Annotated in this window: 23 protein-coding genes; all 23 read left to right on the top strand. The window is 62.3% G+C overall.

Annotation, left to right across the window (positions count from 1 at the left end; all coding sequences use genetic code 11):
• Positions 1-14: 14 nt before the first annotated feature.
• The 23 genes from rplC to KTR40_RS13260 all read left to right on the top strand — a co-directional run bounded on the left by rplC (position 15) and on the right by KTR40_RS13260 (position 14011).
• Positions 15-665: a 50S ribosomal protein L3 gene (rplC, locus tag KTR40_RS13370; protein WP_013601833.1), complete on the top strand. Its 651-nt coding sequence runs from the start codon at positions 15-17 to the stop codon at positions 663-665.
• Between the two features lie 4 nt (positions 666-669).
• A complete protein-coding gene (rplD, locus tag KTR40_RS13365) occupies positions 670-1293 on the top strand; it encodes a 50S ribosomal protein L4 (RefSeq protein ID WP_139029938.1) in 624 nt (207 codons plus the stop codon).
• Positions 1290-1595: a 50S ribosomal protein L23 gene (gene rplW, locus KTR40_RS13360; RefSeq protein ID WP_009358306.1), complete on the top strand. Its 306-nt coding sequence runs from the start codon at positions 1290-1292 to the stop codon at positions 1593-1595. Before rplD ends, rplW begins: the two co-directional genes overlap by 4 nt.
• Before the next feature lie 29 nt (positions 1596-1624).
• Positions 1625-2464 (top strand): 50S ribosomal protein L2, encoded by an 840-nt coding sequence (rplB, locus tag KTR40_RS13355; protein WP_066277871.1) that lies wholly within the window; start codon positions 1625-1627, stop codon positions 2462-2464.
• A 12-nt stretch (positions 2465-2476) separates the two neighbouring features.
• Positions 2477-2758: a 30S ribosomal protein S19 gene (gene rpsS / locus KTR40_RS13350; protein WP_003803803.1), complete on the top strand. Its 282-nt coding sequence runs from the start codon at positions 2477-2479 to the stop codon at positions 2756-2758.
• A gap of 38 nt (positions 2759-2796) precedes the next feature.
• On the top strand, positions 2797-3162 hold the full coding sequence (rplV, locus tag KTR40_RS13345; protein WP_009358304.1) for a 50S ribosomal protein L22: 366 nt from the start codon (positions 2797-2799) through the stop codon (positions 3160-3162).
• Entirely contained in the window at positions 3163-3999 is an 837-nt protein-coding gene (rpsC, locus tag KTR40_RS13340; RefSeq protein ID WP_104184333.1) for a 30S ribosomal protein S3, read from the top strand.
• Positions 4000-4416: a 50S ribosomal protein L16 gene (gene rplP / locus KTR40_RS13335; protein ID WP_013601829.1), complete on the top strand. Its 417-nt coding sequence runs from the start codon at positions 4000-4002 to the stop codon at positions 4414-4416.
• A gap of 2 nt (positions 4417-4418) precedes the next feature.
• Positions 4419-4748, top strand: a complete 330-nt coding sequence (gene rpmC, locus KTR40_RS19080; protein ID WP_013601828.1) for a 50S ribosomal protein L29 — start codon at positions 4419-4421, stop codon at positions 4746-4748.
• Positions 4745-5050, top strand: a complete 306-nt coding sequence (gene rpsQ / locus KTR40_RS13325) for a 30S ribosomal protein S17 (protein ID WP_013601827.1) — start codon at positions 4745-4747, stop codon at positions 5048-5050. The genes rpmC and rpsQ overlap by 4 nt, the downstream gene beginning before the upstream one ends.
• A 757-nt stretch (positions 5051-5807) precedes the next feature.
• A complete protein-coding gene (gene rplN, locus KTR40_RS13320; protein WP_009358299.1) occupies positions 5808-6176 on the top strand; it encodes a 50S ribosomal protein L14 in 369 nt (122 codons plus the stop codon).
• Between the two features lie 3 nt (positions 6177-6179).
• On the top strand, positions 6180-6542 hold the full coding sequence (gene rplX / locus KTR40_RS13315) for a 50S ribosomal protein L24 (protein ID WP_228404029.1): 363 nt from the start codon (positions 6180-6182) through the stop codon (positions 6540-6542).
• A complete protein-coding gene (gene rplE, locus KTR40_RS13310) occupies positions 6542-7123 on the top strand; it encodes a 50S ribosomal protein L5 (RefSeq protein WP_102975105.1) in 582 nt (193 codons plus the stop codon). The genes rplX and rplE overlap by 1 nt, the downstream gene beginning before the upstream one ends.
• Before the next feature lie 95 nt (positions 7124-7218).
• Positions 7219-7617 (top strand): 30S ribosomal protein S8, encoded by a 399-nt coding sequence (gene rpsH, locus KTR40_RS13305; protein ID WP_041652213.1) that lies wholly within the window; start codon positions 7219-7221, stop codon positions 7615-7617.
• A gap of 18 nt (positions 7618-7635) precedes the next feature.
• Entirely contained in the window at positions 7636-8172 is a 537-nt protein-coding gene (gene rplF, locus KTR40_RS13300) for a 50S ribosomal protein L6 (RefSeq protein ID WP_050054319.1), read from the top strand.
• A gap of 2 nt (positions 8173-8174) precedes the next feature.
• Entirely contained in the window at positions 8175-8558 is a 384-nt protein-coding gene (gene rplR, locus KTR40_RS13295; protein ID WP_079596676.1) for a 50S ribosomal protein L18, read from the top strand.
• Positions 8555-9277 (top strand): 30S ribosomal protein S5, encoded by a 723-nt coding sequence (gene rpsE, locus KTR40_RS13290; protein ID WP_139029937.1) that lies wholly within the window; start codon positions 8555-8557, stop codon positions 9275-9277. Before rplR ends, rpsE begins: the two co-directional genes overlap by 4 nt.
• A gap of 2 nt (positions 9278-9279) precedes the next feature.
• On the top strand, positions 9280-9486 hold the full coding sequence (rpmD, locus tag KTR40_RS13285; RefSeq protein WP_078027228.1) for a 50S ribosomal protein L30: 207 nt from the start codon (positions 9280-9282) through the stop codon (positions 9484-9486).
• Positions 9487-9972: a 50S ribosomal protein L15 gene (rplO, locus tag KTR40_RS13280; protein WP_066277850.1), complete on the top strand. Its 486-nt coding sequence runs from the start codon at positions 9487-9489 to the stop codon at positions 9970-9972. It begins immediately after the preceding gene.
• A 215-nt stretch (positions 9973-10187) separates the two neighbouring features.
• Positions 10188-11498 (top strand): preprotein translocase subunit SecY, encoded by a 1311-nt coding sequence (secY, locus tag KTR40_RS13275; RefSeq protein ID WP_228404028.1) that lies wholly within the window; start codon positions 10188-10190, stop codon positions 11496-11498.
• Between the two features lie 5 nt (positions 11499-11503).
• Complete coding sequence (locus KTR40_RS13270) at positions 11504-12073, top strand: adenylate kinase (protein WP_013601815.1); 570 nt, start codon at positions 11504-11506, stop codon at positions 12071-12073.
• A 72-nt stretch (positions 12074-12145) separates the two neighbouring features.
• Positions 12146-12973: a type I methionyl aminopeptidase gene (gene map / locus KTR40_RS13265; protein ID WP_139029935.1), complete on the top strand. Its 828-nt coding sequence runs from the start codon at positions 12146-12148 to the stop codon at positions 12971-12973.
• 102 nt (positions 12974-13075) lie between these two features.
• The gene (locus KTR40_RS13260; RefSeq protein ID WP_228404027.1) at positions 13076-14011 is read left to right on the top strand and encodes a P1 family peptidase; all 936 of its coding nucleotides are present in this window, start codon (positions 13076-13078) and stop codon (positions 14009-14011) included.
• Positions 14012-14066: the final 55 nt, after the last annotated feature.

Below are 14066 nucleotides of genomic sequence, written 5' to 3'. Positions count from 1 at the left end.
GGTGCTGAGAGACTATGACCGCAACCCGTAACGTAAAGGGCCTGCTGGGCACGAAGCTCGGCATGACCCAGGTCTGGGACGAGAACAACAAGCTCATCCCCGTCACTGTGGTCCAGGCAGATTCGAACGTCATCACCCAGCTGCGCAATGCAGAAGCTGATGGCTACGTCGCCGTTCAGATCGGCTACGGCCAGATCGATCCCCGCAAGGTCACCAAGCCGCTGGCTGGTCACTTTGAAAAGGCGGGCGTCACGCCTCGCCGCCACGTCGTCGAACTCCGTACCGCAGATGCTGCTGAGTACGAGCTTGGCCAGGAGCTCTCCGTAGAGGTCTTCGAAGCCGGCCAGAAGATCGACGTCATCGGCACCACCAAGGGTAAGGGCTTCGCCGGTGTTATGAAGCGTCACGGCTTCCACGGCGTTGGAGCTTCCCACGGTGCCCACAAGAACCACCGTAAGCCCGGTTCAATCGGTGGCGCATCCACCCCGAGCCGCGTCTTCAAGGGCATGAAAATGGCCGGCCGCATGGGCGCCGTTCGTCACACCACGCTGAACCTCACGGTTCACGCGGTTGACGTCGAGAAGTCGCTGCTCCTCATCAAGGGTGCCGTTCCCGGCGCCCGCGGCCAGGTCGTCCTCGTACGCACCGCCGTGAAGGGAGCTTAGTCCAATGGCTAACACTGTCCAGGTTGACCTGCCTGCAGAGATCTTCGACGTCCAGACCAACGTGCCGCTGCTGCACCAGGTTGTCGTTGCACAGCTCGCTGCTGCTCGCCAGGGTACCCACAAGACCAAGACCCGCGCTGAAGTTTCCGGTGCAGGACGCAAGCCGTTCAAGCAGAAGGGCACCGGCCGCGCCCGTCAGGGTTCAATCCGTGCTCCCCACATGACCGGCGGTGGCGTTGTCCACGGTCCCACCCCGCGTGACTACAGCCAGCGGACCCCCAAGAAGATGATTGCTGCTGCACTGCGCGGCGCACTGTCTGACCGGGCACGCAACGGACGAATCCACGTTGTCGCCGAGCTGGTAGAAGGCACCAAGCCTTCCGCCAAGGCTGCACTGGCAGCACTGCGCGGTGTCTCCGAGCGCAAGAACCTGCTGGTCGTCATCGAGCGCGCCAACGATGTTGCTGCACTGTCCGTGCGCAACCTCGCCGGTGTTCACGTTCTGTACGCAGACCAGCTGAACACCTACGACGTTCTCGTGTCTGATGACGTTGTCTTCACCAAGGCTGCCTACGACGCATTCGTTGCCGGCAAGGCAGTGGCAAAGAACGAGGAGGATGCCAAGTGAGTGCAGCCACCATCAAGGATCCCCGCGACGTCGTGCTTGCACCCGTCGTGTCGGAAAAGAGCTATGGCCTGATCGACGAGGGCAAGTACACCTTCCTGGTGGACCCCCGCTCGAACAAGACCGAGATCAAGCTGGCCGTGGAGAAGATTTTCTCCGTCAAGGTCGAATCGATCAACACCATCAACCGTGCCGGTAAGCGCAAGCGCACCAAATTCGGATGGGGTACCCGCAAGAACACCAAGCGTGCGATTGTCACCCTCAAAGAAGGCACCATCGACATCTTCGGCGGTCCGCTCTCGTAGCGGAGACCACTTTAACGAGGAAATAAATTATGGGAATCCGTAAATACAAGCCGACTACCCCGGGCCGTCGTGGCTCGAGCGTAGCGGACTTCACCGAAATCACGCGGTCGACGCCGGAAAAGTCGTTGGTACGTCCGCTGCCCAAAAAGGGCGGCCGTAACAACACCGGTAAGATCACCACCCGTCACAAGGGTGGCGGACACAAGCGCCAGTACCGTCTGATCGACTTCCGTCGTCACGACAAGGACGGCGTGGACGCCCGCGTTGCTGAAATTGAGTACGATCCGAACCGTACGGCTCGCATCGCCCTCCTGCACTACGTTGATGGCACCAAGCGTTACATCATCGCCCCGAACAAGCTGTCCCAGGGTGACTTCGTAGAGGCCGGCGCCAACGCTGACATCAAGCCTGGCAACAACCTGCCCCTGCGCAACATCCCCGTGGGTACCGTTATCCACGCAGTTGAACTGCGTCCGGGTGGCGGCGCCAAGATGGGCCGCTCCGCCGGCGCATCCATTCAGCTTGTTGCCAAAGAAGGCCGCTTCGCCCAGCTGCGTCTGCCTTCCGGCGAAATCCGCAACGTTGACGTGCGCTGCCGCGCAACCGTCGGCGAGGTCGGCAACGCCGAGCAGTCGAACATCAACTGGGGCAAGGCCGGCCGCATGCGCTGGAAGGGCGTCCGCCCGACCGTCCGTGGTGTCGCCATGAACCCGGTTGACCACCCGCACGGTGGTGGTGAGGGTAAGACGTCCGGTGGACGTAACCCCGTCAACCCCAACGGTCAGCGGGAAGGCCGCACCCGCCGCCCCAACAAAGAGAGCGACAAGCTTATTGTTCGTCGCCGTCGTACTGGCAAGAACAAGCGATAGGAGCCTGGACACATGCCACGCAGCCTGAAAAAAGGTCCTTTCGTCGACCAGCACCTCTTTGTGAAGGTAGCCAGGGAAAACGAAAAGGGCACCAAGAACGTCATCAAGACCTGGTCCCGCCGTTCGATGATCATCCCCGACATGCTCGGACACACGATCGCCGTACACGACGGACGCAAGCACATCCCGGTGTTTGTCACCGAGTCGATGGTCGGGCACAAGCTCGGCGAATTCGCTCCCACGCGGACATTCCGCGGCCATGTCAAGGACGACCGTAAGGGCAAGCGCCGCTAGGCGCCTGCACTTACGTCAAAGACGAGAGAAGGAAAGCAATGGAAGCCAAGGCAATTGCGCGCCACATCCGCGTAACGCCTATGAAGGCCCGGCGCGTCGTCAACCTTGTTCGTGGATTGCAAGCGAATGAGGCTCTGGCAATTCTGAAGTTTGCCCCCCAGGCAGCTTCGGAGCCGGTATTCAAGGTAGTACAGTCGGCAATCTCCAACGCCCGGGTCCTCGCGGACCGCGACGGCGTGGCGTTTGACGAAGGTGACCTCATCATCAGCGAAGCGTTTGTTGATGAAGGCCCGACCATGAAGCGGTTCCAGCCGCGTGCCCAGGGTCGTGCATTTCAGATCAAGAAGCGCACCAGCCACATCACCGTGGTAGTCGCTACCCCGGAGAAAGAGGAGGCTCGCTAAGTGGGACAGAAAGTAAACCCGCACGGGTTCCGACTCGGCATCACCACCGATCACGTATCGCACTGGTTCGCTGACAGCACCAAGGCCGGCCAGCGGTACAAGGACTTCGTTCGCGAAGACATCCGCATCCGCCAGCTCATGTCTACGGGCATGGAGCGCGCCGGGATCGCCAAGGTTGAGATCGAGCGCACCCGTGACCGCGTCCGCGTGGACATCCACACGGCCCGTCCCGGCATCGTCATCGGCCGCCGTGGAGCAGAAGCAGACCGCATCCGCGGCGAGCTCGAAAAGCTCACCGGCAAGCAGGTCCAGCTGAACATCCTCGAGGTCAAGAACCCCGAGATGGAAGCCCAGCTTGTAGCCCAGGGCGTTGCTGAACAGCTGACTTCACGCGTGGCATTCCGCCGTGCAATGAAGAAGGCCATGCAGTCCGCGCAGCGTGCAGGTGCCAAGGGCATCCGTATCGCCTGCTCCGGTCGACTCGGTGGCGCTGAAATGTCCCGCTCGGAGTTCTACCGGGAAGGCCGTGTGCCCCTGCACACCCTCCGCGCGAACATCGACTACGGCTTCTACGAAGCCAAGACCACCTTCGGCCGCATCGGCGTGAAGGTCTGGATCTACAAGGGTGACGTCACCGCCAAGGAACTGGCCCAGCAGGCCGCTTCCGCCCCGTCCCGTGGCCGCGGTCCCAGCGACCGTCCGGGCCGCCCGGGTGGCGCTGACCGTGGTGACCGCCGCCGTCGCAACGACCGCCCGGCCGCTGACGCAGCTCCTGCTGCCGAGGCTCCGGCAGCTGAGGCTGCACCTGCTGCAGCTGTAGAAGGAGGACAGGCTTAAATGCTTATCCCACGTCGAGTCAAGCACCGTAAGCAGCACCACCCGGGTCGTTCCGGCGCTGCTACGGGCGGCACCAAGGTCTCCTTCGGTGAGTACGGCATCCAGGCCCTGAGCCCGGCATACGTCACCAACCGTCAGATCGAGTCTGCCCGTATCGCGATGACCCGCCACATCAAGCGTGGCGGTAAGGTCTGGATCAACATCTACCCGGACCGTCCCCTGACCAAGAAGCCTGCCGAAACCCGCATGGGTTCCGGTAAGGGTTCACCGGAATGGTGGGTCGCAAACGTCAAGCCGGGCCGGGTTCTCTTCGAGATCTCCGGTGTCGAGGAATCGGTAGCCCGCGAGGCCCTGCGCCTGGCAATCCACAAGCTCCCGTTGAAGGCACGCATTCTGCGTCGCGAAGGTGGTGAATAGAAATGGCAGTAGGATCCAAGGATCTGGCTCCCGCACAGCTGGACGGTTTCGACAACGAGCGTCTCGTTGAAGAACTCCGCAAGGCCAAGGAAGAGCTGTTCAACCTGCGTTTCCAGTCCGCCACCGGACAGCTGGAGAACCACGGTCGTCTGCGCGCGGTAAAGAAGGACATCGCCCGCATCTACACCGTTCTCCGTGAGCGCGAGCTGGGCATTCGTGCCGAGGTTGCCGCACCGGTTGTGGAAGCCAAGGAAGAGAAGAAGTCCAAGAAGGCAGCAACCAAGAAGGCCGAGCCGGCTGAAACGGTTGAGACCGAGGAGGATGCCAAGTGAGTGAAAAGGACGAGAACGTGACGGAAACTGCTACCGCAGCCACGGCTGAGCAGCGCGGTTACCGCAAGACGCGTCGCGGCTACGTGGTCTCTGACAAGATGGAAAAGACCATCGTTGTCCAGGTTGAGGACCGCGTGAAGCACGCCCTGTACGGCAAGGTCATCCGCCGTACCTCCAAGGTCAAGGCTCACGATGAGAACAACACCGCCGGCATCGGCGACCTCGTTGTCATCGCCGAGACCCGCCCGCTGTCCGCCACCAAGAACTGGCGGCTCGTGGAGATCCTCGAGAAGGCCAAGTAGCACCTGCTGCTTCGGTATCCGGAAGCCCCTGCTCCCTCTGGGAGCGGGGGTTTCCGCGCTTAACCATGCAACCGCGCCACGCGGGGCAGGCCTTGGCGAAGGCACGACGGCGCGTCCCGCCGCCGTGCCTCTTCCCCGGACGCTCTCTCACTTAACGCGGGAAATTCCGGGACGCTTTCTCACTGTCCTCAAGAAAGTGAGAGAGCGTCCGCCGAAAGGGCGTGTTGAGTGAGAGAGCGCCGGCCGAAAGGACGCGTTAAATGAGTGAGCGCCGGCCGAAACGACGCGTTAAGTGAGAGAGCGTCCGCCGAAAGGGCGCGTTAAGTGAGAGAGCGTCCGACGGCGGTGGGCGGGACCCGGGGGGAGTGGCACCAAAGGCGGGGTGTGAGGCTGCCGCGCGTGGCGCCGTCGTCCGCCGTGCCCGCGGAAGTCCGCCGTGCCCGCCGTCGTCCGCCTTGCGGGAGAGCGCCTCCCGGTGATATGGGAACCGGCCGAAACTGTGCTAAGATTTTGAGTTTGTATGGCGCCTTTCGTGCGCCGTCATCAACCTCGTAAACAAGCGTGCCACGGCATAGTGCCCCCTTGCGCCCAGGACCAGTCCTGGACCGGATGGGAGCAACTGCTTCTGGCACGGGAGTTTAGGCCTGGTCTGGCAAAATCCAGGCAGGTCAAGAGACACCCCGATCAACCGTTCCGCAAGGCTCATTCCGTAGGAAGATTTTCGGTCTGAGAACCGGCGCGACGCAAGGAGTAAATAGTGATTCAGCAGGAGTCGCGACTCAAGGTCGCCGACAACACGGGTGCTAAGGAAATCCTTACCATTCGCGTTCTCGGTGGATCTGGCCGTCGCTACGCAGGCATCGGTGACGTCATTGTCGCCACCGTCAAGGATGCAATCCCGGGCGGCAACGTAAAGAAGGGCGATGTTGTTAAGGCAGTCATCGTCCGTACCAAGAAGGAACGCCGCCGTGCGGATGGTTCCTACATCAAGTTTGACGAGAACGCAGCTGTGATCCTGAAGGGCGACGGTGACCCCCGCGGTACCCGTATCTTCGGACCGGTTGGTCGTGAACTCCGTGACAAGAAGTTCATGAAGATCGTTTCTCTGGCTCCGGAGGTGCTCTAGTCCATGGCTGCAAAGATCAAGAAGGGTGACCTGGTTCAGGTCATCACTGGCGCCAAGGCTGAGCGCGGCGGCGACCGCGGCAAGCAGGGCAAGGTCCTGCGCGTGTTCACCGACACCAACCGCGTGTTGGTTGAAGGCGTTAACCGCGTAACCAAGCACACCAAGGTCGGTCAGTCGCAGCGCGGCACCAAGACCGGTGGCATCGAGGTTGTTGAAGCCCCGATCCACATCTCCAACGTGGCTCTGGTCGACCCGTCCACCAAGAAGCCCACCCGCGTTGGCTTCCGCACTGAGACCGTTGAGCGCAACGGCAAGCAGCGCGAAGTCCGCATCCGCGTGGCCAAGAGCTCAGGGAAGGACATCTAATGACTGAGACTCTCGAGACTCCGGCAACGAAGATCGTTCCTCGTCTGAAGACCAAGTACGCCGAATCCATCAAGAGCACGCTCATTGAGGAATTCAAGTACCAGAACGTCAACCAGGTTCCCCGCCTCGTGAAGGTTGTTGTGAACATGGGTGTTGGAGATGCCGCCAAGGACTCCAAGCTGATCGACGGCGCCGTCCGCGACCTCACCCAGATCACCGGCCAGAAGCCGCAGGTAACCAAGGCCCGCAAGTCGATCGCACAGTTCAAGCTGCGCGAAGGCATGCCCATCGGTGCACACGCTACCCTGCGTGGCGACCGCATGTGGGAATTCCTGGATCGTCTTGTCACCCTGGCGCTGCCCCGAATCAGGGACTTCCGCGGTCTCTCCGGCAAGCAGTTCGATGGCAACGGCAACTACACCTTCGGTCTGACCGAGCAGGTTATGTTCCACGAAATCGACCAGGACAAGATCGACCGCGTCCGCGGTATGGACATCACGGTTGTTACCACTGCCAAGACCGATGACGAAGGCCGCGCGCTGCTGAAGGCGCTTGGCTTCCCGTTCAAGGCCGAAGACTAATCTAACTACGTAAAAGGTCCGGCGGTACGGATCCCTGGCCCAGGCCGGGGACGCTGCACCGCGGAAACCGTTACGAGGAAGGGCAAGAGCCCACCATGACAATGACAGATCCTGTCGCAGACATGCTTACGCGTCTGCGCAATGCAAACTCGGCATACCACGACACCGTGACCATGCCGTACAGCAAGCTCAAGGCACGCGTCGCCGACATCCTCAAGGCCGAAGGCTTCATTGCCGGCTGGAAGGAAGAGGACGCTGAGGTTGGCAAGAAGCTGACCATCGAGCTCAAGTTCGGACCGAACCGCGAGCGTTCAATCGCTGGTGTTCGCCGTATCTCCAAGCCGGGCCTGCGTGTTTACGCAAAGTCCACCAACCTGCCGCACGTGCTCGGTGGCCTGGGTGTCGCAATCCTGTCCACCTCTTCCGGCCTCCTGACTGACAAGCAGGCCGGCAAGAAGGGCGTGGGCGGCGAAGTCCTCGCGTACGTCTGGTAACGGGAAAGGAAGAGAATAATGTCACGTATTGGACGTCTCCCCATCACCGTTCCTGCCGGCGTTGAGGTCAAGGTTGACGGCTCTGTCGTCAGCGTCAAGGGATCCAAGGGCGAGCTGAACCACACTGTGGCCAGCCCGATCGAGGTCACCCTGGATGCAGACACCCTGACTGTCGCCCGCCCGAACGACGAGCGCGCCTCCCGTTCACTCCACGGCCTGACCCGCACCCTGATCTCCAACATGATCGAGGGCGTTACCAAGGGCTACGAGAAGAAGCTTGAAATCGTTGGTACCGGTTACCGCGTTCAGGCCAAGGGATCTGACCTTGAGTTCGCTCTCGGTTTCAGCCACCCGGTCAATGTCTCCGCACCGGAGGGCATCACCTTTGCAGTTGAGACCCCGACCAAGCTCTCTGTTTCAGGTATCAACAAGCAGCAGGTCGGCGAGGTTGCTGCCAACATTCGCAAGCTGCGGAAGCCGGACCCCTACAAGGGCAAGGGCATCCGTTACGCCGGCGAAGTCATCCGCCGCAAGGTCGGAAAGGCTGGTAAGTAACCATGGCCATCTCAATTAACAAGAAGCGTACGAACAAGAGCAAGTCTGCTTCGCGCAGCCGCCGCCAGCTTCGTATCCGTAAGCGCATCTCCGGTACGGCTGTACGTCCGCGTCTGGTCGTCAACCGCTCCGCACGCCACGTATTTGTCCAGGTTGTCGATGACACCAAGGGCCTGACCGTAGCGAGCGCCTCCACTCTGGAAGCCGACCTTCGTGCATTCGACGGCGACAAGACTGCCAAGGCCAAGCGCGTTGGCGAACTCGTCGCAGAGCGTGCCAAGGCTGCCGGTATCGAAGCTGTTGTCTTCGACCGCGGTGGTAACAAGTACCACGGCCGGATCGCCGCCGTCGCTGACGGTGCACGTGAAGGTGGGCTGTCACTGTGACGGAAGCAAACAAGGAAAAGGACACTGTGTCTGCAGATCAGAAGGCTACTGAAGCCGTAGCTGCCGCTGAGACCACTGCCCCCGCAGCTGCCGATGACCGCCGTGGTGGCGCTCGTCGCGGCGAGCGTGGCGACCGTGGCCAGGGCCGCGGCGACCGTGGTGGCCGTGGCGGCCGCGACGGCGGCCGTGAAGCCGAGAAGAGCCAGTTCGTAGAGCGCGTCGTCACCATCAACCGCGTTTCCAAGGTGGTCAAGGGTGGTCGTCGCTTCAGCTTCACCGCCCTGGTCGTCGTTGGTGACGGTAACGGCATGGTCGGCGTTGGCTACGGCAAGGCTAAGGAAGTTCCTGCCGCAATCGCGAAGGGCGTTGAAGAAGCTAAGAAGTCCTTCTTCCGCGTTCCCCGCGTTGGCAACACCATCCCGCACCGCGTTCAGGGTGAGGCTGCCGCAGGCGTCGTAATGCTGCGTCCGGCTTCCGCCGGTACCGGTGTTATCGCCGGTGGTCCGGTCCGTGCAGTACTGGAATGCGTGGGAATCCACGACATCCTCTCCAAGTCGCTCGGTTCCTCCAACGCCATCAACATCGTTCACGCGACTGTTGACGCCCTGAAGCGCCTCGAAGAGCCGGCAGCAGTGGCAGCACGCCGCGGCCTGCCCCTCGACGAGATCGCTCCGGCGGCACTGGTGAAGGCTCTCCTGGCTCCGAAGGCAGGTGCCTAGTCATGGCTAAGAACCTGATTCCCTCCGACGCCCAGTTGGAGATCACTCAGATCAAGTCCGCCATTGGCGGCAAGCAGAACCAGCGCGACACCCTGCGGTCCCTCGGCCTGAAGCGTATTGGACAGACCGTTGTCCGCACCGCCGATGCCGTGACCGTGGGAATGCTCAACACGGTTCCGCACCTGGTAAAGGTAGAGGAGGCGAAGTAAATGGCAGAGAACACTGCTGATAAGGCACAGGCTGCTGAGAAGCAGAACGCCCTGAAGGTTCACCACCTGCGTCCCGCCCCGGGTGCCAAGACCGCCAAGACCCGCGTTGGTCGTGGCGAGGGATCCAAGGGTAAGACCGCCGGACGTGGTACCAAGGGTACTGCAGCCCGTTACCAGATCAAGGCTGGCTTTGCCGGCGGCCAGCTGCCGCTGCACATGCGCCTGCCGAAGCTGCGCGGCTTCAAGAACCCGTTCCGGGTTGAGTTCCAGGTTGTGAACCTGGACAAGCTCAACGAGCTGTTCCCCGAAGGTGGCGCAGTCACCGTGGAGAACCTGGTCGAAAAGGGTGCCGTTCGCAAGAACCAGCCCGTCAAGGTGCTGGGCACCGGCGACATCACCGTCAAGGTTGACGTCACCGCCCACGCATTCTCGGCCAGCGCTGCTGAAAAGATCGCCGCAGCAGGCGGAAGCACCACCGCTCTCTAGAGCCGGTGGGCGCCAAGCCCGTTGTTGAACTCCCGGTCCCGGGGCTACGGCCCTGGGGCCGGGAGTTTTTTCCATCCGCCCGGCGTTTTTTCGCCGCCATCCGGCGCAGTGCCGCTTCCGCGGATTGTTCGCAGGGCGCATACACCCGTTAGACTCGGTTGTTGGGATTTATAGATCCCCATCACACCACTCTTATATACACCACAGGAGGACGCTTGCTTAGCGCATTTGGCCGGGCCTTTCGCACGCCTGATCTGCGACGCAAGTTGTTGTTCACGCTGGGAATCATCACCATCTTCCGCTTGGGTGCTTTCATTCCCTCGCCTGGTGTGAACTACCAGAATGTCCAGCAATGCTTGCAGAACGGTCAGACGGCAGGCGGGCTGTACCAGCTCGTGAACCTGTTCAGCGGCGGCGCGTTGCTCCAGGTGTCCATCTTCGCCCTGGGCATCATGCCGTACATCACGGCAAGCATCATCGTCCAGCTGCTCCGGGTGGTCATTCCCCGGTTCCAGGAGCTCTACGAAGAGGGCGCCTCAGGTCAGTCGAAGCTGACCCAGTACACCCGTTACCTCACCATTGCACTGGGCCTGCTCAATGCCACGACCCTGGTGTCCCTGGCGCGTTCCGGCCAGTTGCTTCCGGGCTGCAACCTGCCGATCATTCCTGACAACAGCGTGATCACCACCATCCTGATCATCATCACCCTCACGGCAGGCACCGGCCTGATCATGTGGATGGGCGAGCTCGTCACCGAGAAGGGCGTGGGCAACGGCATGTCGCTGCTGATCTTCACGTCCATCGCCGCCACCTTCCCCACCTCCCTCGGCGCCATCTGGACCTCGCAGGGTCCCGGAACGTTCTTCATCGTCCTTGCCGTGGGCCTGCTCACCGTTGCCCTGGTGGTCTTCGTTGAGCAGTCGCAGCGCCGGGTTCCGGTGCAGTACGCGAAGCGGATGATCGGCCGCCGGACCGTGGGCGGAACCAGCACCTATATCCCCATCAAGGTCAACATGGCCGGTGTCATCCCGGTGATCTTCGCTTCCTCCATGCTGTACCTGCCGGGCCTGATTGCGCAGTTCAACCAGCCCAAGCAGGGCGAGCAGCTGCAGCCGTGGGTTGAATGGATTAACAACAACCTGGTCCGCGGCGACCAGCCGATCTACATGGTCCTGTACTTCGCCATGATCGTGTTCTTTACCTACTTCTATGTCGCGATCACCTTCAACCCTGAAGAGGTCTCGGACAACATGAAGAAGTACGGCGGCTTTATCCCGGGTATCCGCGCGGGTAAGCCGACCGCTGACTATCTGCAGTACGTGCTCTCCAGGATCACCCTGCCCGGAGCCCTCTACCTGGGCTTCGTGGCGCTGATCCCGCTCGTGGCACTGGTACTGATCAACGCGAACCAGAACTTCCCGTTCGGTGGCACCTCGATCCTGATCATGGTGGGCGTGGGTCTGGAGACCGTCAAGCAGATTGATGCGCAGCTACAACAACGTCACTACGAAGGGCTTTTGCGATGACGAGAATGCTGATTATTGGACCTCCGGGGTCCGGAAAAGGAACGCAGGCGGAACGGATTTCAGAGCGCCTCGGCGTTGTGGCCATCTCCACCGGCGACATCTTCCGTGCGAACGTGAAGGGCGAGACGCCGCTTGGCATTGAGGCCAAGAAGTACATGGACAATGGCGACTTCGTTCCGGACAGCGTGACCAACAAGATGGTGCGGGACCGGCTCAGCGAGGCCGACGTCGAAAACGGCTTCCTGCTGGACGGCTACCCCCGCACCACCGCCCAGGTGGACTACCTGGACGAGATCCTCGCCAAGGGTGAGGAGAAGCTTGACGTCGTCCTGCAGCTGACTGCGGACGATGAGGAACTGGTCCACCGGCTCCTGGGCCGGGCCAAGGAAACGGGCCGGAGCGACGACAACGAAGCCGTCATCCGCCACCGCCTTGACCTGTACCACGAGCAGACCGAAGCTGTGGTGGCCAAGTACGCCGAGCGCGGCATCCTCACCCAGGTGGACGGAATCGGCCCCATCGACGAGGTCACCGACCGCGTCATGGAGGCTATCAAGGCAGCCCAGGCAGCCTGATCCAGCCGGCAGTACATCGAGGCTCCTCCCGTCATCCGGGAGGAGCCTCAGCCATTTGAAAGAAGGAACCCCATGGCCTTTGGCCAGCCCCGCATCGAATACAAGACCAACGCCCAGATGCGCACCATGCACGAGGCAGGCCTGGTCCTGAGCCGCGCGCTCGATGCTGCCGTAGCCGCCGCCGTGCCCGGCGTGACAACCAAGCACCTGGACGACGTCTTCGCCGCTGTGCTGAACGAGGCCGGCGCAAAGTCGAACTTCCTCGGCTACCACGGCTTTCCGGCCACCATCTGCACCTCGGTCAATGAGGAGGTGGTGCATGGCATCCCCGGCAGCCGGGTCCTCAAAGACGGTGACATCATCTCGATAGACGGCGGCGCGATCGTCAACGGCTGGCACTCCGATTCCGCCCGGACCGTCATTGTGGGCACGGCGGATCCGGAGGACCAGCGCCTTTCGGACGTCACCCGTGCTGCAATGTGGCGGGGGATCGCGGCGCTGGCCACCGGCAAGCATGTCGGCGACGTCGGGGCGGCCATCGACGACTACGTCTCCTCCGTTCCCGGCAAGCCGCTTGGCATCCTGGAAGATTACGTGGGCCACGGCATCGGCTCGGAAATGCACATGGCTCCGGATGTGCTGAACTACCGCACCAGCCACCGCGGCCCGAAAATCCGGCCGGGCCTGTGCCTCGCCATTGAGCCCATGCTGGTGCGCGGCGGCATCGACACCGCAGTCCTGGAGGACGACTGGACCGTGGTCACCACGGACGGCAAGCGTTCCTGCCAGTGGGAGCACTCGGTGGCTGTCCATGAGAAGGGCATCTGGGTGCTGTCAGCGCCCGACGGCGGCGCCGAGCACCTGGTGCCCCTCGGCGTCACCCCCGTGCCGATCCCCTAAGTTCTCCGCCGCCTTCCCAACTGAGTAGCGCCAAGTGTCGTTTTGAGGGTTCAAAACGACACTTAGCGCTACCTGGTTGGGGGAGGGGGAAGAATGGGTGCCATGGGAGCGATCACTGATGTGCCCGGGATCCGGGTTGGCCATGTGCAGAAATCCGACGACGGCTGGCTGACTGGCGTGACGGTGGTCCTGCCGCCGCCGGGCACGGTAGGTTCTGTGGAAGTCCAGGGAGGCGGACCGGCCACCCACGAGACGGACGCGCTGGATCCCACCACCTTGGTCAGTACCGTTCACGCCATAGTCCTCACCGGCGGCAGCGCCTACGGCCTCGCTTCAGCCGGAGGCGCCCAGCGCTGGTGCGAGGAGCACGGCCGCGGGTTCCCGGTGCCCGGGGGAGTAGTCCCCATCGTCCCGGCCGCCGCGATCTTCGACCTCGGCCGGGGCGGCGACTTTAAGGCACGTCCGACGCCGGACATGGGCTACGCGGCCACCGCCGCGGCGGCTGCGGAGCAGGACGGGCACGACGTCGGACGCGGCAACGTGGGTGCCGGCACCGGGGCCCTCATCGGCAGGCGACAGTTCAAAGGCGGCGCTGGCACGGCCTCCATCGCGCTGGACAACGGCGTCATTGTCGGAGCCCTAGCCATCGTCAACGCGTTGGGACTCCCGTTTGGTTTCGAAAAGCCCGATCACCATGATGCAGACGCGCCGCTGAACACCACCCTCGTTGTTGTCGCCACCAACGCCGTCCTGGATGTGGCGGAATGCAAAAGAACGGCGTCGGCTTCGCATGCCGGGATCGCACGGGCGCTTAATCCCTCCCACACCCTTGCTGACGGTGATACGGTCTTCTGCCTCGCAACTGGCGCCGTGCACCTGGACCGCTCGGACGAAGCTGCCCGGCAGCTCAGCCTTATTACACTGCAGAGCGCGGCAGCCGACGTCGTACGCCTGGCCATACTCGACGGGGTGGCCAGTGCCCAAGCAGTGAGCACTCCGGCGGGGGATTATGGTGCGTACGGCGGCGAGATGCGCTAGCATGGCTGGATTTAACTTTCGCCGCAAAGTGGCGTAGTGTTGTTTGTTGGTTGTC

Origin of the sequence: Pseudarthrobacter sp. L1SW (assembly GCF_020809045.1) — a bacterium.
In the GTDB taxonomy this organism is placed as follows: domain Bacteria; phylum Actinomycetota; class Actinomycetes; order Actinomycetales; family Micrococcaceae; genus Arthrobacter.
This window is presented reverse-complemented; position numbering and strand designations above follow the sequence as displayed.